General features: G+C 64.3%; 19 protein-coding genes. 13 read left to right on the plus strand and 6 right to left on the minus strand.

Features of this window, described 5'->3' with window-relative positions; genetic code table 11:
• Nucleotides 1-118 precede the first annotated feature (118 nt).
• Together D6Z43_RS06765 and D6Z43_RS06770 are read right to left on the minus strand one after the other, a co-directional pair.
• Nucleotides 119-2278, minus strand: coding sequence for a xanthine dehydrogenase family protein molybdopterin-binding subunit (locus tag D6Z43_RS06765; protein WP_120651217.1), 2160 nt, complete (start codon nt 2276-2278; stop codon nt 119-121).
• Complete coding sequence (locus D6Z43_RS06770; protein ID WP_120651218.1) at nt 2275-2757, minus strand: (2Fe-2S)-binding protein; 483 nt, start codon at nt 2755-2757, stop codon at nt 2275-2277. The genes D6Z43_RS06765 and D6Z43_RS06770 overlap by 4 nt, the downstream gene beginning before the upstream one ends.
• 401 nt (nt 2758-3158) lie before the next feature.
• On the opposite strand from D6Z43_RS06770, the gene D6Z43_RS06775 reads away from it, so the two are divergent.
• The 5 genes from D6Z43_RS06775 (at nt 3159) to D6Z43_RS06795 (ending at nt 8822) form a co-directional block, all read left to right on the plus strand.
• Nucleotides 3159-5102, plus strand: a complete 1944-nt coding sequence (locus tag D6Z43_RS06775) for an alkaline phosphatase D family protein (protein WP_120651219.1) — start codon at nt 3159-3161, stop codon at nt 5100-5102.
• 32 nt (nt 5103-5134) lie between these two features.
• On the plus strand, nt 5135-5554 hold the full coding sequence (locus D6Z43_RS06780) for a group II truncated hemoglobin (protein ID WP_120651220.1): 420 nt from the start codon (nt 5135-5137) through the stop codon (nt 5552-5554).
• A gap of 196 nt (nt 5555-5750) precedes the next feature.
• Nucleotides 5751-6179: a MarR family winged helix-turn-helix transcriptional regulator gene (locus D6Z43_RS06785; RefSeq protein ID WP_120651221.1), complete on the plus strand. Its 429-nt coding sequence runs from the start codon at nt 5751-5753 to the stop codon at nt 6177-6179.
• 22 nt (nt 6180-6201) lie between these two features.
• Nucleotides 6202-7275, plus strand: a complete 1074-nt coding sequence (locus D6Z43_RS06790) for an HlyD family secretion protein (RefSeq protein ID WP_120651222.1) — start codon at nt 6202-6204, stop codon at nt 7273-7275.
• Nucleotides 7276-7280: 5 nt separating this feature from the next.
• Nucleotides 7281-8822 (plus strand): DHA2 family efflux MFS transporter permease subunit, encoded by a 1542-nt coding sequence (locus tag D6Z43_RS06795; RefSeq protein WP_120651223.1) that lies wholly within the window; start codon nt 7281-7283, stop codon nt 8820-8822.
• Between the two features lie 4 nt (nt 8823-8826).
• Here the strand turns inward: D6Z43_RS06795 and D6Z43_RS06800 are convergent, their stop codons facing one another.
• Entirely contained in the window at nt 8827-9798 is a 972-nt protein-coding gene (locus D6Z43_RS06800) for an AraC family transcriptional regulator (protein ID WP_120651224.1), read from the minus strand.
• Nucleotides 9799-10022: 224 nt separating this feature from the next.
• Between D6Z43_RS06800 and D6Z43_RS06805 the strand changes: the two genes are divergently transcribed.
• Nucleotides 10023-10295, plus strand: a complete 273-nt coding sequence (locus D6Z43_RS06805) for a DUF4242 domain-containing protein (protein ID WP_120651225.1) — start codon at nt 10023-10025, stop codon at nt 10293-10295.
• An 8-nt stretch (nt 10296-10303) separates the two neighbouring features.
• A complete protein-coding gene (locus D6Z43_RS06810) occupies nt 10304-11116 on the plus strand; it encodes a class I SAM-dependent methyltransferase (protein ID WP_120651226.1) in 813 nt (270 codons plus the stop codon).
• 374 nt (nt 11117-11490) lie between these two features.
• Here the strand turns inward: D6Z43_RS06810 and D6Z43_RS06820 are convergent, their stop codons facing one another.
• Nucleotides 11491-12291 (minus strand): aminoglycoside phosphotransferase family protein, encoded by an 801-nt coding sequence (locus tag D6Z43_RS06820; protein WP_120655205.1) that lies wholly within the window; start codon nt 12289-12291, stop codon nt 11491-11493.
• 194 nt (nt 12292-12485) lie between these two features.
• On the opposite strand from D6Z43_RS06820, the gene aroQ reads away from it, so the two are divergent.
• Together aroQ and D6Z43_RS06830 are read left to right on the plus strand one after the other, a co-directional pair.
• A complete protein-coding gene (aroQ, locus tag D6Z43_RS06825; protein ID WP_120651228.1) occupies nt 12486-12929 on the plus strand; it encodes a type II 3-dehydroquinate dehydratase in 444 nt (147 codons plus the stop codon).
• Nucleotides 12930-12934: 5 nt separating this feature from the next.
• Nucleotides 12935-13792 carry a shikimate dehydrogenase gene (locus D6Z43_RS06830; protein WP_120651229.1) on the plus strand — a complete coding sequence of 286 codons (858 nt, stop codon included), beginning with the start codon at nt 12935-12937 and terminating at the stop codon, nt 13790-13792.
• Between the two features lie 152 nt (nt 13793-13944).
• Here D6Z43_RS06830 and D6Z43_RS06835 read toward each other — a convergent pair whose 3' ends face one another.
• Entirely contained in the window at nt 13945-14715 is a 771-nt protein-coding gene (locus D6Z43_RS06835) for an IclR family transcriptional regulator C-terminal domain-containing protein (protein ID WP_120651230.1), read from the minus strand.
• Between the two features lie 241 nt (nt 14716-14956).
• On the opposite strand from D6Z43_RS06835, the gene D6Z43_RS06840 reads away from it, so the two are divergent.
• The 4 genes from D6Z43_RS06840 to D6Z43_RS06855 are packed head-to-tail and all read left to right on the plus strand — an operon-like array spanning nt 14957 to nt 19562.
• Entirely contained in the window at nt 14957-15766 is an 810-nt protein-coding gene (locus D6Z43_RS06840; protein ID WP_120651231.1) for a shikimate dehydrogenase, read from the plus strand.
• Nucleotides 15767-15776: 10 nt separating this feature from the next.
• Nucleotides 15777-17495, plus strand: coding sequence for an FAD-binding protein (locus tag D6Z43_RS06845; protein ID WP_120651232.1), 1719 nt, complete (start codon nt 15777-15779; stop codon nt 17493-17495).
• Nucleotides 17496-17505: 10 nt separating this feature from the next.
• Nucleotides 17506-17826, plus strand: coding sequence for an NIPSNAP family protein (locus D6Z43_RS06850; RefSeq protein ID WP_120651233.1), 321 nt, complete (start codon nt 17506-17508; stop codon nt 17824-17826).
• A gap of 5 nt (nt 17827-17831) precedes the next feature.
• Entirely contained in the window at nt 17832-19562 is a 1731-nt protein-coding gene (locus tag D6Z43_RS06855; RefSeq protein ID WP_371924351.1) for an FAD-dependent oxidoreductase, read from the plus strand.
• Here the strand turns inward: D6Z43_RS06855 and D6Z43_RS06860 are convergent.
• Nucleotides 19504-20172, minus strand: a complete 669-nt coding sequence (locus D6Z43_RS06860) for a TetR/AcrR family transcriptional regulator (protein WP_120651235.1) — start codon at nt 20170-20172, stop codon at nt 19504-19506. The two genes, D6Z43_RS06855 and D6Z43_RS06860, sit on opposite strands and share 59 nt — an antisense overlap.
• Nucleotides 20173-20179 lie beyond the last annotated feature (7 nt).

Consider the following 20179-nt stretch of genomic DNA (forward strand, 5'->3'; position numbering starts at 1 on the left):
ACTAACGAGAAGCACAGGCTGAGTGCTACGAAGCCCAACGACCCGATTTGGGGTTGTTGGGCTTCGTTACCTGCCAGATACCTTTACCTCTGCGGTGGGCTGACGCTTACCTGCCCCGTCAGGCCGGTTTCAACTGCGCCGGATCGACGGGCAGGGTGCGCAGGCGCTTACCGGTGGCGGCAAAGATGGCATTGACCACCGCCGGGGCGATGACCACGGTGGACACCTCACCCAGGCCACCCGGCGACTCGCCACTGTTGATGATGTGGGTCTCGATGGGCGGCACCTCGTTGAGGCGCAGCAGGCGGTAGCTGTCGAAGTTGCCTTGCTCCACCCGGCCGTCCTTGAAGGTGATGTTGCCGAACAGCACCGCCGTCAGGCCGAAGACCGTGCCGCCCTGGATCTGCGCGACCACGGTGTCCGGGTTGATGGGAATGCCGCAGTCCACCACGCAGATGACCTTGTTCACGGTCACCATTCCGTTGGCATCCACGCTGACTTCCGCAACCTGCGCGGCATAGGTGCCGAAGCAGTAGGTCAGCGCGACGCCACGGCCTTTGCCGGCCGGTAGCGGCGAATCCCAGGCGGATTTCTCCCTCAGGGTTTCCAGCACCTTCACCGCACGCGGATGTTTCTCCAGCAACGGGTAGCGGTACGTGAACGGATCGATCTTGCTCATTACCGCCAGCTCGTCGAGGAAGCCTTCCACCATGAAGCAGTTCTGGGTGTGGCCAACACCGCGCCAGAAAGCCGGGGTAATGCCCTTGGGTGGTTCGTGGCGCACGTAGTGCACCGCAAGGTTAGGGAAGCCGTAGGGGCCACAGGCATCGCGCGCGGCATCGCCATCTATACCGTTCTTGAATAGGCCCGGCGCCCAGCGCGCGATGATGGACCCGCCGGTGACCTTGTGGCTCCAGGCAATGGGATGCCCCTGCTCATCGAGGCCAGCGGACAGGTGGTTGTAGTGGAAAGGCCGCAGGCTACTGTGGCGAATGTCTTCCTCGCGGGAGTAGATGACCTTCACCGGGTAGTCCACCTGCTTGGCGACTTCCACCGCATGGCCGACGAAGTCCGTTTCCAGTCGCCGACCGAAACCGCCGCCCAGCAGCTGGTTATGTACCTGCACAGACTCTTCGGGCAGGCCGGTAAGCTGCGCCGCCAGCGTCTTGGCCCGCGCCGGCACCTGAATGCCCAGCCAGAGGTCGCAACCATCCTTGCGCACGTGTGCCGTGCAGTTGACCGGCTCCATGCAGGCATGGGCGAGGAACGGTACCTGGTAAACCACCTCGACCTTCTTCGTCGCCTTGGCCATGGCAGCCGGCACGTCTCCTTCGGCGCGCACTTTCACGCCTTCGGCCTTTGAGGCTTCGGCGATGTTCTTAAGCATATCGGCGCTGGAAACCTTGCCATTCTCGCCTTCATTCCACTTGATCTGCAGCGCCGCCAAGCCCTTGCGTGCCGCACCCGTGTGGTCGGCGATCACTGCCACCGCATCCTTGGTACGCACCACTTTGTGCACGCCCTTGACCGCCATGGCAGGGGCGTCGTCCACCTCGGCCAGGGTGCCGCCGATGATCGGGCAGATGGTGATCGCGGCAACCTTCACCCCCTCGGGGCGGGCATCGATGCCGAACATGGCCCTGCCCGTGACTTTGGCGGGACCATCTGTGCGTTTGGCAGGGGTACCAATCAGCTTGAACTGCGCCGGGTCCTTGAGCGGTACCTCACCAGGAACCGGCAGCTTGGCGGCAGCGTCTGCCAATTCCCCGTAGCCGAGCTTGCGACCGCTGTCCGGGTGGACCACGACGCCGTTCTCGACCTTGCAACTCCCTGCCGGCACCGACCACTGCTGCGCGGCTGCTGTCACCAGCAGGGTGCGCGCAGTGGCGCCGGCCTGGCGCAGGGGTATCCAGTTGGCGGGTATCGAAGTCGAGCCGCCGGTAACCTGGAAACCCAGCATGGGGTTGGCGTAGCGCTTGTCGTCGGCCGGAGCGTGTTCGATCACGACCTGATCGAGCGACACCTCCAGCTCCTCGGCAATCAGCGCGGGCATCGAGGTGTAGGTGCCCTGCCCCATTTCCACCGGCTGGATGATGAACGTCACCTTGCCGCTGCGATCGATGCGAATGTAGGCGTTGGGGCTGAAGTCTCCATCGGCGGCCTCGGCAAACCCCATCAACCCCGGCAGCGTGAAACTGATCAGCAGGCCACCACCTGCAGCGGCGCTGGCCTTGAGAAATCCCCGGCGGCTGAGGCCAGGCAGGAAGAGATCGTTCATGCTGCGCCCTCCCCTTTGGCAGGTTGTGCCTGGGCCGCAACCTTGATGGCTTCGCGGATGCGCAGATAGGTTCCGCAGCGACAGATGTTCCCGGACATCGCGCCATCGATTTCCGCGTCGCCGGGATTGGGGTTGGTCGCCAGCAGCGCGCTCGCCGACATGATCTGTCCCGACTGGCAGTAGCCGCACTGCACCACTTCCTTGGCCAGCCATGCCTCCTGTATACGCTTGCCGGCGTCGGTTGCGCCGATGCCTTCGATGGTGGTGATTTCCGCACCGACCATACTGCTGACCGGCATCACGCAGGAGCGTACTGCCGCACCATTCATGTGTACGGTGCACGCCCCACACAGGGCCATTCCGCAGCCGAACTTGGTTCCAGTCATGCCCAGCACGTCGCGCAGTACCCAGAGCAGCGGCGTATCGGGATCGACATCGACGCTGTGCTCAGCGCCATTGATCTTCAGGGTGAGGGCCATATCGCCTCCCGTTGGTTTTCATCAGGACAGGTGCCCGTCTGCGCGGGCATGCGCGGTTCGCCAGGGCGATACCGCGGCCCCGGAAGTAAAGGCAGGGAAAAGGGATGGATCAGGGCGCGCCTGAATGGGCTTCGGGGGGCGTGCCTGGGAAGACGAATGTCATTCGGCCAACAAGCGGTACCTGAAGCATGGTTGCCTCCGTGGGCAGGCCGTTCCATCAGGGCTGGGCGGCTGGCGGCTCCGTGACGCCAGCGGGAATGATTCGAGGATGCTAGAAGTCCTGGCAGAAACTGCCAATTGATTTAAACGCACTACTCGCCTGAGTTTTTTTCAAGCCGTTTCGGAGCCCGCCGTCACTCGCGGTATCCTGTTGCGCCCCCTCGTCCAGGCCCGTCAAACCGATGTCCGCAGTCTCCCTCCAGGCAAATCTCCCCATCGTCCTCGCCGGCCCCATGCTGCGCCGCATCGAAGCCCGTCGGCTGGTGTTCTGGCTGGTCGGTTCGCGCAGGCTCTCGCCGGTGCTGAGATTATCCGTGGACGGTGGCGTCGAGTATCCGCTGGGCGAAGACTGCTGCCGGGTGATTCCTTTCGGCCGTCATGCCTTCCTGCACCTGATCGACCTGCGACTGGAAATCTCCCTGCCCCTCGACCAGCAGATCGACTACGACCTTCTGATCGACGACGACGGCATCGGCCATTGGGCGCCGCACCTGGTCCATGAGCACGCAACAACGCCGAGCTTCGTCCTGCGATCGCGTATCGACCAGTTGCTTCACGGCTCTTGCCGCAAGCCGCACTTCCCGGCCAACGACGGCCTGCTCTGCGCCGACCGCCTGCTGGCAGCCGACCCGAAACCCGAGCAGCGCCCCGCCCTGCTGATGCTCAGCGGGGACCAGGTCTATACCGATGATGTGGCCGGTCCGATGCTGCGCGCCATCCATCAACTGATCGCGCGGCTTGGCCTGTTCGACGAGAGGCTGGAGGGGGCGATCGTCAGCGACAGCGCGGCGTTGTACGGCCATGCCGCCTGCTACTACCACCGGGCGGACCTGTTGCCCGCGCTGGAGAGCAACGAAACCCTGCGCGAACGTTTCTTCGGCGGCGCGCGCAAGCCCATCTTCACCAGCGCTAATGCGGAAAATCATCTGGTGACCCTGGCCGAAGTCATGGCCATGTACCTGCTGGTCTGGTCGCCGGTGCCCTGGGAACTTGTGGAACCGCAGATGCCCCCGCTGGACGCCGGGAAAATCGATCGCTATCGCCTGGAAGAAACCCGACTGGTCGATTTCCGCGCTGGGCTGCCGGGCGTCGCGAGGGTGTTTGCCCACCTGCCGACCCTGATGATCTTCGACGACCATGACATCACCGACGACTGGAACCTGTCTGCACAGTGGGAGCTGACCGCCTACGGCCACCCCTTCTCCAAGCGCATCATCGGCAATGCGCTGGTTGCCTACATGCTGTGTCAAGGCTGGGGCAACGACCCCAGGGCGTTCAGCGAGGTGCTGGACAAGGCCGAGGCACTGGCCGCCACCGCCGCCGACGACAATCATCTCGACAGCACGGCGTTGGACGGGCTGATCGACCGCCTGATCACCTTCAACCACTGGCAGTACGTGATGCCCACGACACCGGCGCTGGTGGTATTGGACACCCGGACCCGCCGCTGGCGCAGCGAGATCGACCTCCAGCGCCCATCCGGCCTGCTGGACTGGGAGGCCCTGTGCGAACTGCAACAGGAACTGCTGGATCATCCATCGGCGATCATCGTCTCCCCGGCGCCGGTCTTCGGGGTCAAGTTGATCGAGACGGTCCAGCGGGTCTTCAGCGCCTTCGGCCAACCACTGCTGGTGGATGCGGAAAACTGGATGGCCCACCGTGGCGCGGCCCAGGTGATCCTGAATATCTTCCGCCACTCGCGCACACCGGGGTCCTACGTGATCCTGTCCGGCGACGTGCATTACTCCTTCGTCTATGAAGTGCTGATCCGCCATCGCCAGCAAGGCCCGAAGATCTGGCAGATCACCAGCAGCGGCATCAAGAACGAGTTTCCAAGGCGCTTGCTGGATGTATTCGACCGCCTCAACCGCTGGCTCTACTCGCCGCGTTCTCCGTTGAACTGGTTCACCAAGCGGCGCCCGATGAAGGTGATGCCGCGCACGCCGGAACACAGCAAGGCCGGCGAACGGCTGTGGAACTCCGCAGGTCTCGGCCAGGTGTTCTTCGATACCGAGGGGCGGCCTTCGCGCATCTTCCAGCTCAACGCCAATGGCACCGAACCCACCGAGTTCCTCGAACAACGAGACGACCAACCGGACGGACTTCCCGTGGCGCGGCGGGTATGATGCCGACCCGGATTTCCTGACGGCTACCCACCATGAGCAACACTCCCCTCTTCGGCAACGGCGATGCTTCCTACCAGGCCGCTGGTGGCATCGACGGCCTGCGACGCCTGGTGGACGACTTCTACCGGCTGATGGACGAGCTGCCGGAAGCCGCCGACCTGCGTCGCCTGCACCCGGATAGTCTGGAGCAATCCCGCGACAAGCTGGCCTGTTTCCTCAGCGGCTGGCTGGGCGGCCCGAAGCTCTTCAGCGAGAAATACGGGTCCATTTCGATACCCTCCTTCCACGCCCAGTGGCCCATCGACGAATCCCTCAGCGGCGCCTGGCTGGGCTGCATGGAGCGGGCCATCGCCCAGCAGCCCTTCTCGCCCGAGTTCGCCGAGTACCTGCTTGCACAGCTGAAGGTGCCGGCCCACCGAGTGGTGCAGGCGAGCCGCGCAAGGCACGGCTGAATCCCGCCTCGAAATCTTCTTGAAAGCGAATTCATTCGCGATGCAGTCCGAAGGGCTGCCAGAGGGACCGGGTTGCTTCGCGTCCATTCGCGAATGAATTCGCTCACACAGTTCAATCGCAGCGCTCATCGCGATTTTGACGGCGCCTGGCTCGCACCCATATAGTAAGCACCGCTTATTATATGGACCCCACATCATGCCCCGCCTCGAAGAGAGCATCGGCTTCCTCCTGGCCGATGCTTCCCGCCTGATGCGCCGCTCCTTCGAGCAGCACATCACTGGCAGCAGCCTCACCCTTGCCCAAGCCCGCGCCCTGGCACATGTCGCGCGCAACGAAGGTTGTCGCCAGGTCGAGCTGGCCGACCAGTTGGAGGTCAAACCCATCACCCTTGCCCGCCTGCTGGATCAACTGGAGCAAGCCGAACTGGTGGAACGACGCCCCGACCCGGACGACCGCCGCGCCTATCGGTTGTATCTGCGCCCGCGGGCCGACAAGGCCCTGGACGACATCCGCACCGCGGGTGCGGCGATGCTCGCCGTGGCGCTGGATGGCTTCAGCGAAGCCGAAACGGCCGCGCTCTCCAGCGCCCTGCGCAAGATGCGCAGCAACCTTTCTTCCCGTTGATTTCCAAAGGAAGCGCAACGCCATGAACACCCACACGGTCATCGTTCCCGAACAGGACGCAGCGGCCGCCACCAACTCCCGCGGCAAACGCCTGTTGCTGATGGGCGTCGCCCCTGTTCTTGCCGTAGGCCTGGGACTGGCCGCCTATCTCCACGGTGGACGCTTTGTCGAAACCGACAACGCCTATGCCAAGGCTGACAAGGTGCCGATCAGCGCCGATGTATCCGGCACCATCACCGAGGTGCTGACCCGCGAGAACGATAGGGTGAGTGCCGGGCAGCTGCTATTCCGTATCGACCCGGCAAGCTTCCGCATCGCCGTTGCCCGGGCCGAGGCGCGCCTGGCACAGGTACGTACCGACCTCGCCGCGCTGAAAGCCAGCTACCAGGAAAAATCCTCCGAACTGGCCCTGGCCCGTACCCGTCACGCCTACGCCGAGAAAGACCTGCAGCGCCAGGCGAACCTCGCGCAGAAAGGCTATCTCTCCCCGGCAAGGCTCGACGAATCGCGCCAGGCCACCCAGATCGCCGCGCAAGAAATCGACGCCCGCGAGCACGATCTAAAGCGCATCGCCGAGAACCTCGGCGGCAGCCCGGCACTGCCGGTGGAGCAACACCCGAGCTACCTCAGCGCCCAGGCCGAGCTGGAACAGGCGCGCCTGGACCTGCAACGCTCCGAAGTGCGCGCGTCGCTCGCCGGGAGCATCAGCAAGGTGCCGCAACCTGGCCAGTACATCAGTGCCGGCAATACCGCCATGACCCTGGTGGTGGATGACAATCTCTGGGTGGAAGCCAACTTCCCCGAGAAGGACCTGACCTACGTGCGCCCCGGCCAACCGGTCGATGTGCGCTTCGACATCTACCCGGACGCCACCTGGCACGGCGAAGTGGAAAGCCTGAGTCCGGCCACCGGTTCGGAGTTCTCGGTACTGCCAGCGCAGAACGCCACCGGCAACTGGGTGAAGGTGGCGCAGCGGGTACCCGTGCGCATCCACCTGCGACCCGACGCCCAGCAGCCACCGCTACGCGCCGGCCTCAGTGCGGTGGTGGAGATCGATACCGGCCACCACCGCAGCCTCGCCAGCCTGCTGCCCTGATCACCATGAAGGCGACCCACTCCCGCGACGCCGGTTCGCACCGCTGGCTGATCACTCTCTCAGTGATGCTGGCCACCATCATGCAGGCGCTGGACACCACCATCGCCAACGTCGCCCTGCCGCATATGCAGGGCAGCATGGGCACGACCCAGGACCAGATCAGCTGGGTGCTGACGTCTTACATCGTTGCTGCTGCCATCTGCATGCCGCTGACCGGTTTCATCGCCGCACGCTTCGGCCGCAAGCGGCTGTTCATGTGGTCCATCGTCGGTTTCACCATTGCGTCGATGCTCTGTGGCGCGGCCCAGAGCCTGGAGCAGATCGTCCTGTTCCGTCTGCTCCAGGGCGTGTTCGGCGCCAGCCTGGTGCCGCTGTCCCAGGCCGTCCTGCTCGACACCTACCCGACCGAGCAACACGGTTCGGCCATGGCCATCTGGGGCGTGGGGGTGATGGTCGGTCCCATCCTCGGACCCAGCCTCGGCGGCTGGCTCACCGAGTACTACAACTGGCGCTGGGTGTTCTACATCAACCTGCCCTTCGGCCTGCTGGCCTGGTTCGGCCTGACCGCCTTTCTCAAGGAGACCCCGATCGAGCGGGAGCGCCGTTTCGACCTGCTCGGATTCGCGCTGCTCGCCCTGGCCATCGGCGCCCTGCAACTGATGCTGGACCGGGGGGAATCCCAGGACTGGTTCCACAGCCCTGAAATCCTCATCGAGGCGGTGCTGGCGGGACTTGGGCTCTATCTATTCGTCGTCCATGTACTGACCCACCGCGAACCATTCATCGACCCGGCGATGTTCCGCGATCGCAACCTCAGCATCGGCCTGATGTTCATCTTCATGGTGGGCATCATGCTGTTCGCCACCATGACCCTACTGCCGCCATTCATGCAGAACCTCATGGGCTATCCGGTGCTGGATGTCGGCAACCTGATCGCGCCGCGTGGCCTGGGTACCATGGCCGCGATGATGCTGGTGGGTCGGTTGATCAGCCGTTTCGACCCACGTGGAATGATCGGACTGGGCCTGTTGCTCACCGCCCTGTCACTGTGGGAAATGACCCAGTTCACCGCTGAAGTCAGCAGTTTCGCCATCGTCCGAAGCGGCCTGGTCCAGGGCTTCGGGTTGGGCCTGATCTTCGTGCCGCTGTCGACCCTGACCTTCTCCACCCTGGCGCCGCGCTACCGCAACGAGGGCACCGCGCTGTTCAGTCTGATGCGCAATGTCGGCAGCGGTATCGGCATCTCCCTGGTGATCAGCTATCTCGCCCAGCGCACGCAGATCAACCACGCCGCCTTCAGCGACTTCATGACGCCTTTCAACCAGGCCCTGACCCAGGCGACCGAAAGTGGCGCCATCGACCTGTCCAGCCCAGCCGGGTTGGTGGCGCTGAATATGGAAGTGACTCGCCAGGCATCCATCCTCGCGTACCTGCAGGACTTCCGCCTGATGATGTTCATCACCCTCGCCTCCTTGCCCTTGCTCCTGCTTCTGCGCAAGCCGCCGATAACATCCGGCCCGCCGGACACTCACGCGGTCATGGAGTGATCTCCTAACCCGTCGCCACGCCCCTGGCCCGGTTTCGCCGCCAGGCGGCCGGCGGCGCACCGAATTCCCGGCGAAAGGCACGGCTGAAGGCTGTGTCGGTCTGGTAGCCGACATCCTCGGCGATACGCGCCAGCGGGGCGTTGCTGCGGCTGAGGAGATTGGCGGCCAGGAGCATGCGCCACTGGGTCAGGTACTGCATGGGTGAGCTGCCCACCAATAGCTGGAAGCGTTCGGCAAGCACTGAGCGCGACGTGCCGGCGGTACGTGCCAGTTCCTCCAGGGTCCAGGCCTGGGCCGGGCATTGGTGCAAGGCCGTCAGTGCCGATCCGACTATCCGGTCCCCCAGTCCCGCCAGCCAGCCGGTACGTCCAGCGGCCTGCTCGTTCATGTACAGGCGCAGGACTTCGATGAACAGCACTTCGGCCAGCTTGGCCAGCACACCCTCGCCGCCTGGACGGGGCGATTTGGCTTCCGTCAGCGCGTAGCGTACCGACGCTTCCAGCCAGGGCCCGGCGCTGGAGTCACGCACGTTGACGCGCACCAACGAGGGCAGCCCGGCCAGCAGGATGTCCGCCAGCCTTGCATCGCAGGCCAGGTAGCCGCAGACCAGTCGCGTGATCGCCCCACCGCCGCCATAAGCCAATTGCCGAGGGCGACGCGCCAGCACTTCGTCCAGCCTTCCCCCCTTGGCCGGCGGCAAGCCGGGTTGGGAGGTCATGCGATGGGCATCGCCCTTGGGAAACAGCACCACGTCACCTGCCGAGAGACGGACAGGCTGTTCCTGGCCGATTTCGACAAAGCACTCACCTTCGGTGATCAGGTGGAAGATCACCACGCGTTCGGCGCCCGGTTCCAAAAGCGGAGCAACCGTATCGGCACGGGGTGACTGGTAGCACCAGGGCGCGCTGAACCGTGCATTGATGAAGATGGCGCCGACCAGATGGACGACGCGCAGCGTTTCCGACAGAGCGTCCATCAGCCCTCACCTCCAGCCGCAGTTCTGAAATTCTGGTCGGTCGCGGGAACACGCAGCGTTTCGTCGGATAAATGGCTCTGTGCGGACGATCAAGCAGACCTTGCCGACGCTCGGACAGGACTGTGTCCCATTTGAGGCGGATAGTTTTGCCAGCACGTCCTTGCTGCCCGTTGTACCCAAGGCGTGTCTGCAACACCCAAAAAACCAAGAAAACAGAGGTCCCCATGCCCAAGTTCCTCATAGAAAGAGAGATACCGGAAGCTGGAAAACTCACGGAACGAGACCTCAAAGCCATATCGCAGAAGTCCTGCCGGGTACTCAAAGAAATCGGACCAGAGGTGCAGTGGGTCCAGAGCTACGTCACCGACGACAAGCTGTACTGCGTCTACATCGCCAACGACGAGGGACTTATCCGCGAACACGCCCAGCGTGGCGGATTCCCCGTCAGCCGCATCTCCCGCATCAGCTCGACCATCGATCCGACCACAGCCGAATGAGCCCCGAAATGACTTCTGCAATTGATCTGAATGCACTGAAGAGCAAGCAAATGGCCTCATGGGCCAGCGGCGACTACGCCGTCATCGGAACCACCCTGCAGCTGGTCGGCGAACTGCTCGCCGAAGCCTGCGACCTGCGCCACGGCGAGACCGTACTGGACGTTGCGGCCGGCAATGGCAATGCCACTCTGGCAGCCGCGCGCCGAGGCGGCCGGGTGACCTCCACCGACTATGTGGCGGCCCTTCTGGAACGCGGCGAGGAGCGTGCCCGCGCCGAGCGGCTGGAGGTGAACTTCCAGGCCGCCGATGCCGAGAACCTGCCCTTTCCTGACGCCAGCTTCGACGTGGTGCTGTCCACCTTCGGGGTGATGTTCACCCCCGACCAGACCAAGGCGGCTTCCGAGTTGGCAAGGGTCTGTCGTCCCGGTGGGCGCATCGGTCTGGCCAACTGGACGCCGGACGGTTTCATCGGCCAGGTGTTCAAGACACTGGGGCGCCACCTGCCGCCTCCACCCGGTGTGCAGCCACCCTCGCTCTGGGGCGTGGAGAGCCACCTGCGTGAGCTGTTCGACCACAGCGCCCGCGAGATTTCGGTAGCGCGGCGGTTGTTCAACTTCCGCTACCAGTCGGCAGCCCATTTCCTGGAAGTCTTCCGGACCTGGTACGGCCCGGTGCACAAGGCCTTCGCCGCCCTCCCCGCCGATGGCGCCGAAGCTCTGGAGCGTGACCTGACCGAGCTGCTCGAGCGCTACAACCGCGCCGGGCCGGATTCGCTGATCGTGCCCAGCGAATACGTGGAGGTGGTGATCACTCGCCGTTGACGTGTAAGCCACTTGTAGCCCGGGTGAAATCCGGGCTACAAGCGTCGGCTTCCAGCTACGCCGCAACCTCAGTCTGAAGTCCGAGCTGACCCAGCTCGACATCCAAAGCCGGCTGTTTTCCACTCTGCCCCCCGGCCCGCTGCGCAAGTTGGACGATGGGTTGGACCGGCAAGCGCTGTTCCAGTCTCGGCCGGAGGCCAGCCGGCGGCTCCTGGCCATCAACGCAGCCCCGTCGTACCCGGGGCGCTGCCCAGGAAATCCAGGACATGCTGGAGCGGCGCCAAGGCTAGGGATGCTGCGCATCCTTTCGCAATTGAAATCGCGCCTACAGGAGGGCGTGCTTCTTGTGGGAGATTCATTCGCGAAGTACGCGTTCAACCGCCGAGCGCCTCGACAGCCAGCCGCGCCACACGCATGTCGGACTCTGCAGATTCGGCATCGCCGTCCTCCAGAAACCAGGCTGCTGAGAGCCCCGCATAGGCCAGCACCCAGCGCAACAGCCGCTGCCGGCCCAGGCTTGACGCCTCGGCGATTACCTCGATCTGGCGAGCGAAGCGTGCAGGCTGTACGACGGTGGCCAGCTCGGGGTTGCAGATCAGGTTCGCGTAGTCGTAGCCGCGATCACCGATGACCCGCTTCGGATCGATGGCCAGCCAACCACGCTCACCGAAATCGAGCACGTTCTCGTGATGGATATCGCCGTGCAGCACCACCACATCACGCTGTGAACCCAGCAGTTCACGGGCAACGCCGGCCGCTTCGCCGAACAGCCCGCCCTGTCGCCGCGCTGCCGGCCACAGTGAGCGGAACCACTCTTCCAAAGTGACCAGCTCCGGTGCGGAAGCGGGTCTTGGCGCATGTAGTCGCGCGATGGTCGCGCAAGCAATGCGACTGGCCTCGTCGTCACAACCGCCCAGGGCCATGCGCATCAACGATCCGGGGCCGGTGGCCCGCTCCATCAACAGGGCATCGCTCTCGAGCCGATATACCCGCGCCGCGCCGTCGCCATCCCACCAGCGCATCACCTGTGCGCCGACTTTTTCTTCGCTGTCCCGCGCGACTTTCAGCATCGCCGGCAATCCATCAAAGCGCACGGGTAACAGGTCGCTGCCGGGCGTATGGATGGGTTCGCCGTCGGGAGTCAGGTTCCATTCAGTCAGGTATGGCTCGAACACGGCCTTGTGCTCCTTGCAGGTGGTCGTAAGTTCCAGCGCTTCAGGCTGGGACAAAGAGAGTAGCCGTATTCCCGTCCGATAACCGCACGAAACACGCTACGGAAAATTGACGGAATTAACTGGTTAGTACATTTTCATTTGCATCTTTCCCCGGCTCGCTGCCGGGCCAGAACAACAATGGAGATACCGCTGTAATGACCCGCACTGTCCTGGTTCTCAACGGCCCGAACCTCAACATGCTCGGTACCCGTGAGCCCGCCACCTACGGCCATGAAACCCTCGCCGACATCGCCGCCCAGTGCAGCCGCACGGCAGCCGGGCTGGGTTTCGAGGTGGACTTCCGCCAGACCAACCACGAAGGCGAACTGATCGACTGGATCCACCAGTCTCGGGGCCGTTGCGCCGGCATCGTCATCAATCCCGCAGCCTGGACCCACACCTCGGTCGCCCTGCGCGATGCCCTGGTGGCCAGCGAACTGCCGGTGATCGAGGTACACCTCTCCAACGTGCACAAGCGCGAGGAGTTCCGTCACCACTCCTTCGTTTCCGCCATCGCCGTCGGTGTGATCTGCGGTCTCGGCAGCCAGGGATACTCCCTGGCACTCCAGCACTTCGGCCAACTGTTCTCCAAGGGTTGAGCATCATGTCCCAGCACAATCAATCGGTCCTCGCCGGCCTCATCGGCGCAGGTATCCAGGCCTCCCGCACCCCAGCCATGCACGAGCATGAAGGCGACGCCCAGGGCATCCGCTACCTGTATCGCCTGATCGACCTGGATCAGCTAAAACTGGACATCAGCGCCCTCCCCGACCTGCTCGATGCCGCCCAGCGCATGGGCTACACCGGCCTGAACATTACCTTCCCCTGCAAACAGGCGATCATCCCCCTGCTGGATGAGCTCTCTCCCGAGGCCGCGGGTATCGGCGCGGTGAACACCGTGGTCCTGAAGGATGGCAAGCGTGTCGGCCACAACACCGACTGCCTGGGATTCGGCGAAGGTTTCCGCCGTGGCCTGCCGGATGTGGCGCGCCGCCAAGTGGTACAGATGGGCGCGGGTGGTGCGGGTTCCGCGGTGGCTCATGCCCTGCTTGCCGAAGGTGTCGAACGCCTGACCCTGTTCGAGGTGGACGTCGTCCGTGGCCAGGCCCTGGTCGACAGCCTCAACCAGCATTTCGGCGCCGGCCGCGCGGCCCTCGGCACGGACCTGGCCAATGCCATGGCCGAGGCAGACGGCCTGGTCAACACCACCCCCATCGGCATGGCCAAGCTGCCGGGCACCCCGGTTCCGGCAGAACTGCTGCGCCCCGAGCTGTGGGTAGCGGAGATCATCTATTTCCCGCTGGAAACCGAATTGCTGCGCGATGCCCGCGCCATCGGTTGCCGCACCCTGGATGGCGGCACCATGGCGGTATTCCAGGCCGTAAAAGCCTTCGAGCTTATTAGCGGCCGTGGCGCGGATGCCGACCGGATGATGGCGCACTTCGCCAGCATGAACGCCTGATCCATCCTCCTGTAGGGTGCGCACGGTGCACCCTACGAACTCAACCCTCCACCGCCCTGGTGGTGGGCGTGAACAGCGATATCCATGTCGTCTGTTCTCTGTGGGAGCGAATTCACTCGCGAATGAACTCGCCCCCACAACGCCCGTAATCTTCAATCCAGCACTGGCTTCAGCAGTGCCTGCGCCTCGTACAGAGGTGTCAGATATCGCTGGCGCATCTCGTCGCCACTCATGCGTGACGCGTGGGTGGTAATGGTGAGGCTGGCCTTCAGCTCACCCTTGCGATTGGTCAGCGGCACCCCCAGCACGCACATACCCGCCTCGTACTCCTGGTCCACCACGGCGTAGCCCTGGGCAGCGACTTTGCTCAGCTCCGCCTTGAGCTCGTCCATACCGGTACGGGTGAAGGGCGTCAGTTGGCGCAGCGCGACTCGTGCGAAGTACGCCTCCAGTTCCCCTGCAGAAAACGATGCCAGCCAGATACGCCCGCTTGCCGTGCAGTACATGGGCATGCGCGATCCGGGACGAATCGACAGGGAGGCGATGTGGCTGTACCGGCTCCGGACGATATGCACGATATCGTCGCCATCGCGCAGCCCCACGGAAACGTGCTCCTGAGTAGTCCGTGCCACCTGTTCGACGATAGGCCGCAGCATGCGCGGCAGCTGCGCTGAATCCACATAGGCCTGGCCTACGCGCAGGGCCTTGGCGGTCAACCAATAATGGCGACCATCGGTTTCGGCGAAGCCGTCATGCACCAGAGTCAGCAGGAAACGCCGCGCGGCGCTGGAAGTCAGCCCGGACATTGCCGCCGCTTCCGGCACACTGAGACGCGGATGATCGGCACTGAACAGCTGCATCAGCGCCAGGCCCTTCTGCAGCCCGGCGATCAGGTCCCGCTGGTGTATGACCGGCACCTTCATGCCCACTCTCCTGTCCGCTTGATATGCCTTTGCGCAGGGTGCGCCGTGCGCACCGTAACCCCGCTTGGAAGCTGCAGTGCGCGCAGCGCACCCTGCAAGGAAACCAGTCAGCTGATTTCGCCTGTCGGCGCGATTATCGCAGCGTCACTGCGATAAACAACCGAAACGCCCTTCTGTTTCATTGGCCGCTCCCTGGGCGCTGGCAATACTGCCGGCACAACAACAAGCCCAGGAGATCAGCATGATTCGTGGTTCGACCGAACTGGTGGCCATCATCGGCAGCCCCATCGCTCAAGTGAAATCGCCGGAAAACTTCAACGCCTGGTTCACCGAGAACGACCAGGACCTGGCGATGATCGCCGTAGATATGACGGAGCAGAACCTGGCCGCTTTCATCCAGTCCCTGCGTGGCTGGAAGAACCTGCGAGGTTGCGTCGTCACCGTGCCTTATAAACAGGTCCTGGCCAGTCAACTCGACCAGCTCAGCCCTCGTGCGGCTGCCCTGGGCTCGGTAAACGTGATCCGTCGCGAAGCCGATGGGCGCCTGCTGGGCGACAACGTCGATGGCGAAGGCTTTCTCAAGGCCGCTCGCGCCCACGGTTTCCAGCCAGCCGGGCAACGCGTTCTGGTAGTGGGCTCCGGTGGTGTCGGCGCCGCCATCGCCTACTCGTTGTGCGAAGGAAGCGTGCGCCAACTGGTGATCGCCGACCTCGACCAACCCCGCGCTGAGGCGCTGGCAAAGCACTTGCGCGATGCGTTTCCGCAAATCGTGATCGGCAACCGCTACGACAACCTTGAAGCCTTCGACCTGGTGGCCAATGCCACGCCCGTGGGCATGGGCGGCACCGGCGAAATGCCCCTGCCCGGCATGTTGCTGGAAACCCTATCCCCTACCGCCCTGGTGGCGGATGTGGTGACCAGCCCGGTGGTTACACCGCTGCTGGAGCTGGCCCGCAGGCTCGGCTGCCGAATCCAGACCGGCCCGGAAATGGCGCGCGCGCAAATGGGCAACCTGGGCGCGCACATGGGCGTGATGCCCCAGGACGCCTGAGGAGGCCGCCATGAACACTGCCGTGAAAACTCCTCCCGCCGAGAATCTGGCGGGCACCTGGGACCTGGTGGTGCTGGGCAGCGGCGCAGCTGCCTTTGCAGCGGCAACGACTGCAGCCTGCAAGGGACTCAGCGTGCTGATGCTGGAAAAGACGCCCCAGTTCGGCGGCACCTCGGCCATTTCCGGTGGCGCCGTATGGATCTTCGACAGCGACCAGGCCCGCGCTGCGGGAGTGCAAGACAGCGCCGCGGCCATTCGGACCTACCTGAAGCAGACCATCGGAAGCGGCTATCGGCCGGAACTGGTGGACGCCTTCATCAGCCACGGCCGCGAAGCACTGCGTTTTCTTGAGCACAACACCGAACTGGCCTACGCCCTGCGCCCCTTCTCGCCGGACTACTACCCGCTGGAAGACGGCGCTACGGACCGTGGACGCGCCCTGGAAATGGTGGAGTACGACGGCCGCCGCCTGGGAGCGCACTTCAAGGACCTGCGTCGCCCGCCGGAAGGCATGTTGCTGTTCGGTGGCATGATGGTGAACCGCATCGATATCCAGCACTTCCTCAGTTTCCGCCGTTCGCCCCGATCCCTCTGGCATTGCCTGAAGTTGCTGGCCCGCTACGGCCTGGACAGACTCGGTCATGACCGTGGCACCCGCTTGACCGTAGGCAACGCGATGATCGCGCGGCTGGCCACCACGGCCTTCGAAAAGGGCGTGGAGCTCTGGCTGCGAAGCAGCGCCGAGTCGCTGGTGATCGAATCAGGCCGGGTGGTTGGCGTTCGTCTGCTCAAGGATGGCCGTCCGGTCGAAGTACGCTCCCGAGGCGGCGTGGTCTGCGCCATGGGAGGCTTCGCAGCCGGTGAACTGGCCGCCCGCTTTCGCCCGGCAACCGGCACCGAGCACCTGAGCATGTCCCCAGCCGGCAACGACGGCGCGGCGCTTCGTCTGGGAGAACAGGTGAATGCCGCTACCGGCGCGGACATGGCCTCCAGCTTCTTCTGGGCACCGGTATCGCGGTTGCGCCGGCCGAACGGTGAGCTGGAGCGGTTCCCACACCTGGTCACCGACCGCGCCAAGCCCGGGATCATCGCGGTGAACGACAAGGGGCAGCGCTTCACCAACGAAGCGGACTCCTACCACAGCTTCGTCCAGGCCATGCACCAGGAAGGCCTGGCGACCTGCTGGCTGATCTGCGATTCACAGGCCATGAGCCGCTACGGCATGGGCCTGGCCCGACCGAGTCCGGTGAACAACGGCGCCCTGGAGAAAGCCGGCTACCTGTTCCGGGCCGACTCGCCTGAAGCCCTTGCCCGCTCAATCGGCGTCGACCCGCAGGGCTTGGCCGCGACACTCGCGCGGTACAACGAGGACGCCCGCACCGGCCAGGATCGTCAGTTCGGCAAGGGTGCCAGCAGCTACAACCAGTCCCTCGGCGACCCGCACCACGCGCCCAACCCCTGCCTGGCGCCGCTGACCCGCGCGCCCTGGTACGCCGTGCGCGTGCATACCGGCGACCTCGGTTCGGCGCGCGGTCTGGTCACCGACGCCAACGCCAATGTGCTGAACCATCAGGGCAACCCCATCGCAGGCCTCTACGCCGCCGGTAACGACATGAACTCGATCATGGACGGCACCTACCCGGGCCCCGGCATCACCCTCGGCCCGGGCCTGACCTTCGGCTACCTCGCCGCCCGCCATATCGCCGAACACCTGAAATCCACAGTCTGAGGACAACGCCATGTACTACGAACTGCGTACCTACACCATCAAACCCACCAAGCTGGCCGACTGGCTGGCGCTCTACCGCAGCCATTGCCTGGAACTGCAGACCGAGCATCTGGGCAAATTGGTCGGCTTCTTCACCACCGAGTTCGGCGAAGCCAACCAGGTGGTGCACATCTGGGCCTACGAGAGCCTGGACGAGCGTATCGAGCGCCGGGCGAAGATGGCCGCCGACCCGCGCTGGGCCGAGTTCGGCAGACTGAACAAGGAGCTGGATGCCGTGGTGCATCTGGACTCGCGCCTGATGCGCCCCACCGGTTTTTCGCCGCTGCAATGAACACCATGACCGAACGCCACTGCGATGTGCTGGTGATCGGCTCCGGCGCCTCGGGACTCGCGGCGGCGGTTACCGCCGCCCATCATGGACTGGACGTGCTGGTGGCAGAGAAGACCCACCAGTTTGGGGGCACCAGCGCCTGGTCCGGGGGCTGGTTGTGGATTCCATGCAACCCATTGGCCAAGGCAGAAGGCGCGGACGACAGCGCGCAGGCCGTCGAAAGCTACCTGCGTGCGGAACTGGGCAGCGAAGAACTGGACGAACGCCAGCTGGCATTTCTCCAGCACGGCCCGGAGATGGTCGAGTTCTTCCAACGCAGTACCCAGGTCCAGTTCTATTCCGGCAGCCGCATGCCGGACATGCACGATTCCCCCGGCGCGGTGCGCGGTGGCCGCTCCCTCTGCGCCCTGCCCTATGACGGTCGCCTACTGGGCCCGTGGCTGGATGCACTGCGTCCACCACTGGACCTGATCAGCCCGGGCGGCATGGGCATCGCGGGCGGCGCGGACCTTGCGCACTTCCTCAACGCCGGCCGCTCTCCGCGTTCCGCCCTCTATGTCGCCGGTCGGCTATTCCGGCATTGGCGCGATTGCCTGCTGCACGGCCGGGGGCTGCATCTGGTCAATGGCAACGCCCTGGTGGCGCGCCTGCTACGCAGCGCCCTCGACCTGGGCGTCCACCTGGAAACAGGGGCTGCCGCCATGCGCCTGCTGTGGGCTGGGCAACGGGTCGCTGGAGCGGAGCTGGAACTGGAGGGGCGCCGGGTGAACGTGATGGCGCGTCGAGGCGTGGTACTGGCGTGCGGTGGTTTTCCTCACGACCGCCAGCGTATCGGCCGGCTGTTTGGCCACGAGCACCTGTCCGCCGCACCGGCAACCAATACCGGCGATGGCCTGCGTCTGGGTGAAAGCATGGGTGCCCGGGCCACAGACCAACTGGCCAGCCCGGCTGCCTGGACGCCAGTGTCGCGTGTACCACGCAAGGACGGCAGCATCAGTGGCTTCCCGCACCTGATGGAGCGGGCCAAACCGGGCTTCATCGCCGTTCGCAATGATGGCCGGCGCTTCACCAACGAAGCCGACTCCTACCACGACTTCATGAACGCTTTGTTCCGCGCAACGCCAGCCGGAGAAGAACCTGCGGCATGGTTGATTTGCGACCAGCGCGCGCAGCGCCGTTACGGTATCGGCTGCGCTCGGCCTTTCCCCTTCCCCATCGGCCACCATGTGCGCAGCGGCTACCTGAAGAAGGCCGCCAGCCTCATCGAACTGGCGAAGCTCTGCGGCATCGACGGGGAACAACTGCAAGCGACGGTGGCAGCATTCAATGCCAACGCCGCTCACGGGGTGGACCCGGAATTCCAACGCGGCGCCTCCGCCTACAACCAGGCCCAGGGTGAACCGCTGCATGGGCCCAACCCATCATTGGGCGCGCTGGAGAAAGGTCCGTTCCATGCCGTGAAGCTGGTGCCCGGTAGTCTCGGCACCTTCGCCGGCCTGCTCACCGATGCCTCGGCGCGGGCGCTGGACGACCAGGGATCGATCATCCCCGGTCTCTATGCGGTGGGTAACGACATGGCAAGCGTGATGGGCGGGCATTATCCCAGCGGTGGAATCACCCTGGGGCCGGGAATGACCTTCGGCTACCTGGCGGGACTTTCCCTCGCGGGAGAGCCGGTCACGCCTGCAGGTAGCGCAGAACCGACTCGCAGATCATCTCCTTGTGCCGCGCCTTGACCTCGTCGTCCGCCAGCTCGATCTGGAAGATCTGGCCGAAGGTGTTGCGGTTGGAGACCCGGTAGAAGCAGAAGGAACTGATCAGCAGATGCAGGTCCAGGGGCTGGATGCCAGGACGGAACAGCCCTTCGGCCTGGCCGCGCTGAAGGATTTCACCCATGGCGTCGAGGATGTTGGTGCTCATGGAGCGAATGGCGTTGGACTGTTTGACGTACTCGCCGTAGTGGATGTTCTCGATGGAAACGATGCGGACGAAATCGACATTGCGGTCGTGGTGGTCGAAGGTGAACTCCACCAGCCGGCGGATAGCCTCGCGCGGTTCGAGCTCGGCCAGGTGAAGCTTGCCTTCAGTGCGACGGATGTCGCCGTAGAGCTTCTCCAGTACCTCGACATAGAGCTGCTCCTTGCTGCCGAAGTAGTAGTAGATCATCCGTTTGGAGGTGTGCATGCGCTCGGCAATGGCGTCGACCCGAGCGCCGGAAAGGCCCTGTTGGACGAACTCGGCGATGGCCGCCTGGAGGATGTTCTCGCGGGTTTTCTCCGGGTTGTTCTTGCGCCCTTTGCGAGGGGCCTCTACGGGCAGTTCTGGGAGTTCGGCAGTTGTTGTCATCTTGGGC

It is taken from the genome of Pseudomonas sp. DY-1, from assembly GCF_003626975.1.
Lineage (GTDB): Bacteria > Pseudomonadota > Gammaproteobacteria > Pseudomonadales > Pseudomonadaceae > Metapseudomonas.